Source organism: Bartonella sp. CE47NXGY (assembly GCF_042195415.1).
Lineage (GTDB): Bacteria > Pseudomonadota > Alphaproteobacteria > Rhizobiales > Rhizobiaceae > Bartonella.
The window spans coordinates 1-599 of sequence record NZ_JBHIOI010000269.1 but is presented as its reverse complement, the minus strand read 5'-3'; the positions used below and the strand labels follow the sequence as shown (position 1 = coordinate 599).

The following is a 599-nucleotide window of genomic DNA, read 5'->3' as shown; positions in this document are numbered from 1 at the left end:
GAAGGGTGGGGGTGCTCGTAGATATGCGGGGAACAAAACACCCCCATAAGGTTAAGCAGCTTTTGTTGAGAGTTGTTGTATCTCTCGTTCTATCTCTGCTAAAAAGGTTTCAACAGCTTGATTGATCTGTTCAATTTGTTGATCATCACGGAAAAAACGGAAGAAGTCACCATCGCATTCCAAAAACCAGAGGGGTTTGATTCAATGAAAATGCGATTTTGTATCATACAACAAGTGTAGCAAATGAGTTGAGGGTAGAAATGTGGGCCGTTTCCTATGAGGAAGTTGAATGTTCAGGAAACATATGTGATTTTCACTTTAAAAATTCTTTGCCCAACAAAGAGGCAACTTATGGTAAGATAACTTTAGAAGATGGGATAGTATACAAGGCATTTACTTGGAATGAAGAGAGTGAAAGTTCGCTTTTTTCAAGGGTACCGATGGAATAATTTATCTCACATGATACAGAAAACTGTCACGCAAGAATTTTCGCCTACTCGTCAAGGAATGATACAGTCTCACGGCAATCTCATCATTAACGCTGATACCATTGACAACCATTATAGCTCTATGAGAGCAGGGGGAAATGCCGATATCCA

Annotated in this window: 1 pseudogene; it reads right to left on the bottom strand. The window is 39.9% G+C overall.

From position 1 onward, the window contains the following. Positions 1 to 51: 51 nt before the first annotated feature. Positions 52 to 159: pseudogene (locus tag ACFIL3_RS11040) on the bottom strand (exonuclease); the annotation flags it as partial. Positions 160 to 599 lie beyond the last annotated feature (440 nt).